A 9,000-nucleotide genomic window follows, 5' to 3' on the forward strand; every position below is an offset into this window, starting at 1 on the left:
TCAGTACATATGGGATAGAGTGAGCAATAAATTTGAGATGCCACCTCTGGCTCAAATCATCAGAGAAAAAAGCTCGTTGAGTTGAAAAACAGAGCTTTCCACTCAATTTGAAGGGGATACGGATTTTCTTTCCTGTATCAGAAACTGATTTATAATCAGCCCTCCAAGAATGAATAAGAGGCTGAAAATCTAAACTGTCATGATGGTTTAGATGAACTTAAAAGTCTTAAAAGTCTTGAAAGCTTGAACATACTTAAAAGTTCGAATCTCTAAAAGTTTGAATCTCTTAAAGATTTGAAACGCCGAGCAAATTGAACTTTCCTGAATCTTTGAAGATTTGAGGCTTCCTGATAATTCTGACGGTCTGGCCGGGTCCAGGGGTTTATCCAGATGTATGAACTGAAACTCGCTTTGAGGCAGGTATTATCTAGGAAAAAGCAGACCTTTTTTGCCATACTTGCGGTTGCCCTTGCAGTCGCCGTTATAACGGTAATGATGGCAATGCTTTCGGGTTTTCAGGATGAACTTGTAACCTCAAGTATTGAAAACACTCCACATATCGTTATCAATCCTCAAAACGAAAATGAAGAGTTCATCCACCTTTACAGGCATACATCTGCCCGAATTGCTGAAAAGGAAGGAGTCATAGCCGTATCTCCCAAATACCTGGGCCAGGCGGCACTGGAATACAGAGACAATGCCGAAGGGGTTTCTCTTCAGGGAGTTGACCCTGTGGCTGAAGAGAATGTTATGAGGGTGAGTAAGGATGTTGTAGAAGGGGACCTCATGGCCCTTGTCCACACAAGGTACGGGATTCTGCTCGGGGATAAGCTTGCGGAAAATCTTGAAGTCCATGTGGGAGACAGGGTAGATGCTGTTTTTCCGGGCTCGAAAACAACTTCTTTTAAGGTTGTGGGGCTGATCCATACCGGCACTGCTGCGGACGAGGTAACAGCCTATGCAAGGCTGGATTCAGTTCAGGACTTTTTTAACGAACCCGGAGTTGTGAGCAACATCGGAGTCCGGGTTGCAGACCCTTATCAGGCCGAAGTCATTGCCGCTTCGATTGAAGGAGAAACAGGGCTTGATGCCGTAAGCTGGATAGAAGCAAATGCCGAAATTCTCGGTCTCCTTGATACCCAGATGGTCTTTATAAATATCTTCTACCTCCTGATCTACGGGATTGCAGGTTTCGGGATTGCAAATACCCTTATCACCATCGTTGCCCAGAGGACCAGGGAAATCGGTATTCTGAAAGCGATGGGGGCTTCTCAAAAAAGCATAATGGTTATATTTATTTTTCAGTCCCTGGTCCTCGGAGCTATAGGACTTATGCTCGGCACAGTTCTTGGTTACATTGCAACCGTTGCCCTGCAGAGCTATAAAATCGAAGTTCCTCAGGAAATGTATTTCGGGCTTCAGACTCTTCCTCTTGAGGTAAAGCCCCTTAATTTTGTATATGCCTCTTTTTTTGCTTTCATAGTCAATATCATCTCGGGAATCTACCCTGCAAGGAAAGCTGCAAAACTCGACCCTGTAACAGCTATTGAAAGTGCCTGAAAGGAACTGATTTTTATTTTTAACAGGCAGAGTTGTGGCTCTGCAGCCAGAATTGCGATGTAAAAAGCATTTTCCAGGAGAAAGGAAAATATTCTCTTATTCCTGAACCATTTCCTTCAACATTTGTCTCTCTGAATTGCGGTGCCCATCTTCGGGTCACTTTTAATCTGGTTAACCGGCCGGCCCAGGCCCATTGCGGTGCAGGGTGAGAAAACTGAAAAATTCCAGCTCCAGGCACCAGAATAGATCAACCAGTTAATAAGAATAAGGGCCACCTATTTTTATTAGATCCTGAAATCCCTTTTGGTACTTCTGCTTTCAAATAAATCCTACCATTTTTAACCCTACGTAGATCATCAGAAGTACAAAAAGGTGTTTTAAATATTCCGGGTTTACCAGATGGGCAACATCCGCCCCTTTTCTTGCTGCAAGAAGCCCGGGAACTACAAGCAAAATCCAGTTAAGGAGATTGATATATCCGAGAGAATAAGAAGGAAGCCCTGTTTGCCCCCAGCCATTGATTATGTAGCCGACTGATCCTCCAAAAGAGGTAAAGATCATTATTGCAGCCGAAGTTCCTACGGCTTTCCTCATGTCAAAATGAAGAAAGATCAGCATAATTGGAATTCCAATTACTCCTCCCCCGATTCCAAGAAGCCCTGAAAAAAAGCCTATAATGATACCGGCAAAAATATAAGCTACCGGATTGGAGCTAATTTCATTCTTTTCCTTTACAGCCGGCATGGTATAAGTTTTTAGAGCTCCCATTATGATCACAACCCCGAAAATTGTACTCAGGGTAGAGGCAGGCAAGTAAGAAGCTACCGCTGCTCCCCCGAAACTTGCAATTGATCCGGATACCCCCATAAGCATAGCCTGTTTCCAGAGCACTGCTCGCTTTTGATGATATTTCAGGGTAACAAATATGGCGTTAATCAGGATAACGAAGAGGCTTGTCCCGAGAGCCGCCCTTATAGCCAGGTCTGGCTGCATCCCGGTTTCCTGCAATAGCCAGTACTGGACAGGAGACATAATGAAGCCTCCCCCCACCCCCAGAAGACCTGAGATAATGCCCGCAAAAGCGCCTGTAAAAATGAGGATACCAAGATAAAGGGGTTCTGTAGGAGTCATTTCCATTTTAGTCTTTTGTTTTTTTCCTGATTTTTCCTGATTTTCCTGATTTTCCTGATTTAAGAATATATTTCTGGCTGTTCTCTACATGAAATTGCGGGTTTATTTAAGTTAACAGTATCGTACTGAAAATATGCAGGGCTGCCACTGATGGTAATACGGAAAAATCCGGAACTTGCAGAAAGATTGTACTTGAAAGGATAAATCATGGTTTAAGAGGGTAACTATTTTTCTTAAATAATTTCCCCCTGGAATAATGCTTACTTCCTTTCTTATTTCCTTTAACTCAGCTTGAATTTCACAGGTTTACCTTCTGGATATTCAAGAGAGACATCTAGTAACTGTAAGTAGCTGTAATATTAATAAGTGAGAATGCTGCGCAACAAATATTTAAAATGAGTTATTATTTAGTAACCAGAAGCAAGTTATTAGCCAGAAGCAAGTTATTAGCCAGAAACAGGTTTACAAACTATTTACCGTACAGGATTTATAATTTATTTACTACAACCGGGTTAAAGAGGCGCTTTCATGATCAAAATCGAGTTACACGGCACATACAACATCTACTACGCAATTCAAGGCATGAGGAACCCCATGAACTCCTGGCACCTGACGGACAGCAGCGAGCCAGATGCAGCTGGAAACTGCAAGCTGGGAGAAAAGGACCTTAACCTGGCCCAGCGCCTGACCCTTGCGGGAAACGAACACGGCAAGTTTCTGAGGTTCATTACGGTCTGCTTTGACCTCTCTGCTCCCCTCTACTGGTGGAAAGAGTTTGATACTTACAAATTTACGGAAAAGAATTCAACCTCAACAATGCATAAGCTGACCAGCAAGGACCTGGCTCCCCACGACTTTTCCTTTGATACGATGACAGAATACAGGCATGCCCAGATCCGGCACCTCAACGACCTGATCAAAGCCTACAAATCCCGCGAAGGAGACAGTGAAGAGGATAATGCATACCGGAAAGCCATCTTCAGGGAACTTGTCCAGGACCTTCCGAGCGCTTACATGCAGAAACGGACAGTCATAACCAACTACGCCGAACTCCGGAACATCTACTTCCAGCGCCGCCACCACAAGCTTGACGAGTGGCGGGATTTCTGCGACTGGATGAAAAAGGAACTCCCGTATGCAGAAGAACTGATCTGCGTGGAAAAAGATGAATCCAAAAGTTAAAAACTGACGGCTAAAAAACAATTACTGAGCGGGGTTTCTTAAAAAGCCCTGTTTTTTCTTTATTTCACTTCCTTATTTCTCTTTCTTATTTCTCTTTCTTATTTCTCTTTCTTATTTCTCTTTCTTATTCCACTTCCTTATTTTACTTCCTGGTCATCCACTAAAATACAAAAATTAATAACGCCCAAAAAAATCAACAGGTGAAAAGTGACCTCAGGAACAAACAGGGACGTAAACAAAACAGATCAGATGCTATCTGAAAAGACTATTTTTCAAGTTTATTTATTTTGGAAAGGTCCCATCAGACAAGCTGGCAGGGACATTTTAAGAACTTCTGAATTGAAAAACGGTTTCCGGGGGCAATAGAAGTATTTCCTGGATCAGGTGGAGTATTATTCCCAGGCATCCGGTCTATTCAACTTTTCGCCTTTTTGCAGGATTCAAATCGCAGACTTGCAGTATAAATAACGCAAATGTTATAGGGCTTCAAAGTGTATTCTCTGTTTCTTCATGTTTATTTTTATGATTTATTTGGGATAGTGAGGGGACAAAATATGACCGAACTTAAAAAAACAGTTACTCTGGGGCGTGGAATTGTTCTGGCCATCCTCATGGTCATAGGTTCCGGGCTTCTGGGCCTGCCCGGGCTGGTTGCGGATGTAGGGACAGTGCAAGAAGTGGTTTTCGGCTGGCTCCTGATTATTCTGGCAGCAATTCCCCTTATTCAGATCTGCGCAAGGCTCGGAAAGAAATTCCCCTGTTCAGGTGGCATGTTCCATTATGCCCGGGAGGCTGTAGGGGAGTGGGGAGGATATGCAGTGACTGCCCTTGTCTGCGGCTCTTTTATTCTGGGAGAGCCGGCAGTTTCCCTAATTGGCGGCGAATACCTGCAGCACCTCTTTGACTTTCCTGATTTTGGGGTCCATCTGCTGGCTTTTCTTATCATCACAACCATGACCCTTATAACGGTTGCCGGGGTCAGGCTTGTCTCTTTTTTCAACTATGCAGCTGTGGCCGTATTGCTGATCCTGATTGCAGCCCTTACCTTTTATAACTTCAATTTCTTTTCTTCTGGGCTCGCGTTTTCAATACAGGCTCTTGGAAGTGGTTTATCCGCCATTCTGGGAATGAATTTTGAAGCTTTTGACCCTTATAATATCTGGAAAATATCTGCTCTTCTCTTCTGGGCTTTCCTGGGCTGGGAAAATATGTCCTTTGGCATTGGAGAACTCCAGAACCCGGAAAAAAATGTCCAGAGGGTTTTCTGGCTCAGTTTTGTCCTGGTAATCTTCATTTACCTGATGCTGGCAATCACAAGTATAGGAGCTGATGCAGCCGGAGTTCCTCTCTCCGGAGCGTCCGGCCTTGTGGAACTCGTTAAGTTCACACCTCCGGGAAATCTGCTCATCTGGCTGATGGCAGTAGTTATCGTGGCTAATGTAACCTGCTGGAACTTTGCTTCAAGCCGCCTTGTTTATGCATCCGGAAAAGAAAAAGTGCTTCCGGCTTACCTGGGAAAACTTTCGAAGCGTGGACAGCCAATGGCAAGCATCTTGAGTATGTATACGGCTTTCGTACTGGTGCTCCTGGGGACTTATGTGTTTAAGGTCCCGGTTTCTTCCCTGCTCATGCTCGTAAACCAGAACTTCCTCTTTCTTTACGGTTTTATCCTGCTCTCCTACTGGAAAACCGAAACCGGATGGAGGCGCTGGGTCTACTCAGGGCTTTCCCTCCTTTCACTCTCCTTCCTGGTTTCAGGGTTCACCTGGAAGATTCTCTATTCCGTTACCCTTACAGGGCTCGGTTATTACGGGTTTGTGAGAAAAACAAGAAAGAGGGAAAAGCAGCTTCTTTGACTCATTCGAAGCTGTAATTTTCAGAGCTGTAATTTTCAGACATTTAATTCGGAGCTGTAATTCTCAGACATTTAATTTTCTGCTGGTCCGGGGAGAAATAACCTGGACAAACTGCTGGCATATAGATAAATATTACAAAATATATCTACTGATTTACTGATTTACTGATCTACTGATCTATTGATCTACTGATCTACGGATCTACTGATCTACTGATATACGGATCTACTGATCTACTTAAGGGGAAAAATGACTGAACTTGGAAAAACAATTACCCTCAGGCGGGGGCTTGGGCTTGCAATCTGCATGCTCATAGGAACAGGAATCCTGGCACTACCAGGACTGGCACTTGATGCTGGCAGTGTCCATGAGGCAGTCCTGGGCTGGTTCCTGATCTCCCTGGTCGCAATCCCTCTTATCCAGATCTGCTCCCGCCTTGGCTTGAAATTCCCTTCAACTTCCGGCCTTGCCGGCTATGCCGAAGAAGCTGTGGGTCCCTGGGGTGGATATGCGGTCTCCTACCTTGTCGGTGGATCTTTCTTTTTCGGGCTTCCTGCTGTTGCACTTATCGGAAGCGAGTACATGGGACAACTTTTCACCCTTTCGGAAGCAGGGGTCGCTCTTTTTGCAGTTTTCCTCGTAACCCTGATGCTCCTCTCAAACCTTGCCGGAATGAAGGCTATTTCCCTTATCAATTACATGGCCCTTGCAGTACTTTTCCTGCTAATAAGCCTGCTTATCGGCTTCAACCTGGATTTCTTCGGCTCAGGCGTGGAGATCGCAAAAGAAGCCGTAAACGGCAACGGAAACGTAGACCTGGACAATGTCTGGAAGGTTACAGCCCTCCTTTTCTGGGCCTTTCTGGGCTGGGAAAATCTCTCTTTCTCCCTGGGAGAAATTAAGGATCCTGAGAAAAACGTGCCTCTCCTCTACTGGCTGAGTTTTGCTCTGGTAACCTCCATCTACATCCTCCTAGCCCTCATAAGTTCAGGAGCCAGTGCTGCAGGTGTCCCTCTTCGGGGGGCAGCCGGGCTTTCAGGGCTTGTCCTCTTTACGCCTGGAGGGGACTTGCTGGTATGGCTAATGGTTATAGTGGTTGCAGCAAATGCATGTTCCTGGAACTTTACGGCAAGCCGCCTGCTCTATTCCGGAGGCAGGACAGGCATTTTTCCGGCAGTTTTCGGAAAGCTTTCAAAGAGGGACATTCCTGTGTCCAGCCTCGTCGGGTTATATGTTTTATCCATAATCCTGATTATAGGAAGCTACTTTTTTAAAATCCCGGTTTCAGCCATGATCCTGCTCGTAAACCAGAACTTTGTCTTCCTCTATGCCTTTATCATAGTTGCCTACTGGAAGACTGAGACCGGCTGGAGGAAATGGGTCTTTTCGGCGCTTTCGCTCGTATCCGTGAGCTTTCTGGTCTCCAGTTTTACCTGGGATGTCGTTTTTCCGATTTTCCTGGTCGGGTTTGGATATTACAGGTTTCTCGGGAAAAAGAGACCATTAAAAACACTGCCTTCTGGAAAGGACCTCCCTTTATGTGAAGACTCTCCTGAGCTTCCTTGCCTTACCCGGCATTAAAAATACGGCAATGAAAGCCGTTTTTCGGAATGTGAGGAACTCTTGGAACTCTTAGTAATCAGGCCTTATCTGATAAAACCAGCTTCAATGACTTAATTTCATTTCCTCCTGTCTTATTTTCTTTTGGAAAAATTTTCAGTGGAATCCTGTAAAAATCGGTGAAATATTTGGAATATTTTCAGATATTGTCAACTATTTTCTAAGTACTCTCTATAAAAGTTTTCGGAGGGAAACTTATAAATTCATTGCCTTCTCAAAATAATGCAATAGTTTCCAGGCAATTTATAATAATAAATACAGGAGCCTGATCAAATGTCATTGGTAAGTGTTAAAGACGCACCTGGAAAAGGTAGAGGCGTATTTGCACAGAGAAATCTTAAAAAAGATGAAGTGATAGAAACCTGCCCCGTGATCGTTCTTCCTCCGGAAGAAGTGAATACTCTTGAGCTTACCCAGCTTTTTAACTACTACTTCGCATGGGGGACCGATTCAAGAGGAGCAGCGATTGCTCTGGGCTATGGGTCTCTCTACAACCACTCTTATACCCCAAATGCAAAATACCAGAAAGACTTCGACAACGGCCTTTTGAAATACGTCTGTATAAAAGAGATCCGGAAAAATGAGGAAATCACCATAAACTATAACTGTGACCCTGAAGACAAAACCCCTGTCTGGTTTGATGTTTCAAGCCGGAACTGATATTCCAATTTTTAGCTTAGGGAGATAAATTTTACTCTTTCTATGCCAATTTATTTTTTACTTTTTTACCATAAAATATGTGGCTTCTCCCGAGGCACCTTTCCTACTTCCACGGGCAGGCTTTCAAAAAGAAGGAGTTTCGCCCAGGCTTTTCGGGTGCTTTTTCCCCTCTAAATTGATCTGCCTTCTGCATGTTCAGTTCTTTTCGTCTTTGAATTTGGTCTGTAAGTGCGTCCCGTCACAAAACGGCTTGTTCTTTGAATCTCCACAGCGGCAGAGAGTGTAGTGCTCTTTTGACTCCGGGACCGAACCTTCAGGGTCTTCCAGTTCGATATTCCCAACAACTTTATAGAAACTGTCCTTGCAAACAATAATTTCAGGAGGGCGGGGGTAATCCTTATAATGAACTCCTTCTCTGGAATAACTCAGGGCTCCGGATGGGCAGTTCCGAATTATTTTCTCAATTTCCTCAGGGTCTGCAGCATCCGGATCGATCCAGGGTCTTTTATCTTTCCTGAAAACGGAAGATGCGTCCTTAACGCAAGATGCATCGTGGGAGCAGACTCCTCTGTTGTAGTGAATAGTAATCTTCTTGCCTATGTAATCCTTTACTTTGTCAGGTGTGCGGTCTTCTTCCTTTTCTCCCGAAAACCCTATCTTTGAATGTGCCCCGTCGCAAAAGGGTTTATTCTCTGACTTTCCGCATCGGCAAAGGGCCATTACTGGCTTTGTTTCAATAGATACACCTTTTGAGTTCCTGAAGTTCTTAAGGTCTCTGACAAGATACGGGCCGTCTTTTACGACTTTTATTGAAGGTTTTTTTTCTTCAGTTTGTGAAACCATTTATCCCATCCTCTGGTATTATATCCTAACTTTGACAGTTTCCACTATTTTGAACTTCATTTTGGTAGATAAATAAAAATAAGTGCTCTTTGTTTTGTGTTATTCGATCCAATGAATAACAACATAAAACTAAGAGCATTTCCTACAA

General features: G+C 44.0%; 7 protein-coding genes. 5 read left to right on the forward strand and 2 right to left on the reverse strand.

Annotated features, from left to right (window positions below; genetic code table 11):
• The first annotated feature begins 390 nt into the window (after positions 1 to 390).
• A complete protein-coding gene (locus PHF18_RS17745) occupies positions 391 to 1,560 on the forward strand; it encodes an ABC transporter permease (protein ID WP_300105007.1) in 1,170 nt (389 codons plus the stop codon).
• A gap of 318 nt (positions 1,561 to 1,878) precedes the next feature.
• Here the strand turns inward: PHF18_RS17745 and PHF18_RS17750 are convergent, their stop codons facing one another.
• Complete coding sequence (locus PHF18_RS17750) at positions 1,879 to 2,697, reverse strand: sulfite exporter TauE/SafE family protein (RefSeq protein WP_300105008.1); 819 nt, start codon at positions 2,695 to 2,697, stop codon at positions 1,879 to 1,881.
• Between the two features lie 522 nt (positions 2,698 to 3,219).
• Here PHF18_RS17750 and PHF18_RS17755 point away from each other — a divergent pair.
• The 4 genes from PHF18_RS17755 (at position 3,220) to PHF18_RS17770 (ending at position 8,009) form a co-directional block, all read left to right on the forward strand.
• A complete protein-coding gene (locus PHF18_RS17755) occupies positions 3,220 to 3,873 on the forward strand; it encodes a hypothetical protein (RefSeq protein ID WP_300105009.1) in 654 nt (217 codons plus the stop codon).
• 554 nt (positions 3,874 to 4,427) lie between these two features.
• On the forward strand, positions 4,428 to 5,729 hold the full coding sequence (locus PHF18_RS17760; RefSeq protein ID WP_300105011.1) for an APC family permease: 1,302 nt from the start codon (positions 4,428 to 4,430) through the stop codon (positions 5,727 to 5,729).
• Between the two features lie 249 nt (positions 5,730 to 5,978).
• Positions 5,979 to 7,310 carry an APC family permease gene (locus tag PHF18_RS17765; protein WP_300105012.1) on the forward strand — a complete coding sequence of 444 codons (1,332 nt, stop codon included), beginning with the start codon at positions 5,979 to 5,981 and terminating at the stop codon, positions 7,308 to 7,310.
• A 312-nt stretch (positions 7,311 to 7,622) separates the two neighbouring features.
• Positions 7,623 to 8,009: an SET domain-containing protein gene (locus tag PHF18_RS17770; protein WP_300105014.1), complete on the forward strand. Its 387-nt coding sequence runs from the start codon at positions 7,623 to 7,625 to the stop codon at positions 8,007 to 8,009.
• 195 nt (positions 8,010 to 8,204) lie between these two features.
• Here PHF18_RS17770 and PHF18_RS17775 read toward each other — a convergent pair whose 3' ends face one another.
• Entirely contained in the window at positions 8,205 to 8,852 is a 648-nt protein-coding gene (locus PHF18_RS17775) for a CDGSH iron-sulfur domain-containing protein (protein ID WP_300105016.1), read from the reverse strand.
• Positions 8,853 to 9,000 lie beyond the last annotated feature (148 nt).

This window comes from Methanosarcina sp., assembly GCF_028693135.1.
In the GTDB taxonomy this organism is placed as follows: domain Archaea; phylum Halobacteriota; class Methanosarcinia; order Methanosarcinales; family Methanosarcinaceae; genus Methanosarcina.

Bases quoted from the DNA above. Each gene is read 5' to 3' on its own strand.
- PHF18_RS17745 (WP_300105007.1), top strand. From the start codon at position 391: ATGTATGAACTGAAACTCGCTTTGAGGCAGGTATTATCTAGGAAAAAG.
- PHF18_RS17750 (WP_300105008.1), bottom strand. From the start codon at position 2,697: ATGGAAATGACTCCTACAGAACCCCTTTATCTTGGTATCCTCATTTTT.
- PHF18_RS17755 (WP_300105009.1), top strand. From the start codon at position 3,220: ATGATCAAAATCGAGTTACACGGCACATACAACATCTACTACGCAATT.
- PHF18_RS17760 (WP_300105011.1), top strand. From the start codon at position 4,428: ATGACCGAACTTAAAAAAACAGTTACTCTGGGGCGTGGAATTGTTCTG.
- PHF18_RS17765 (WP_300105012.1), top strand. From the start codon at position 5,979: ATGACTGAACTTGGAAAAACAATTACCCTCAGGCGGGGGCTTGGGCTT.
- PHF18_RS17770 (WP_300105014.1), top strand. From the start codon at position 7,623: ATGTCATTGGTAAGTGTTAAAGACGCACCTGGAAAAGGTAGAGGCGTA.
- PHF18_RS17775 (WP_300105016.1), bottom strand. From the start codon at position 8,852: ATGGTTTCACAAACTGAAGAAAAAAAACCTTCAATAAAAGTCGTAAAA.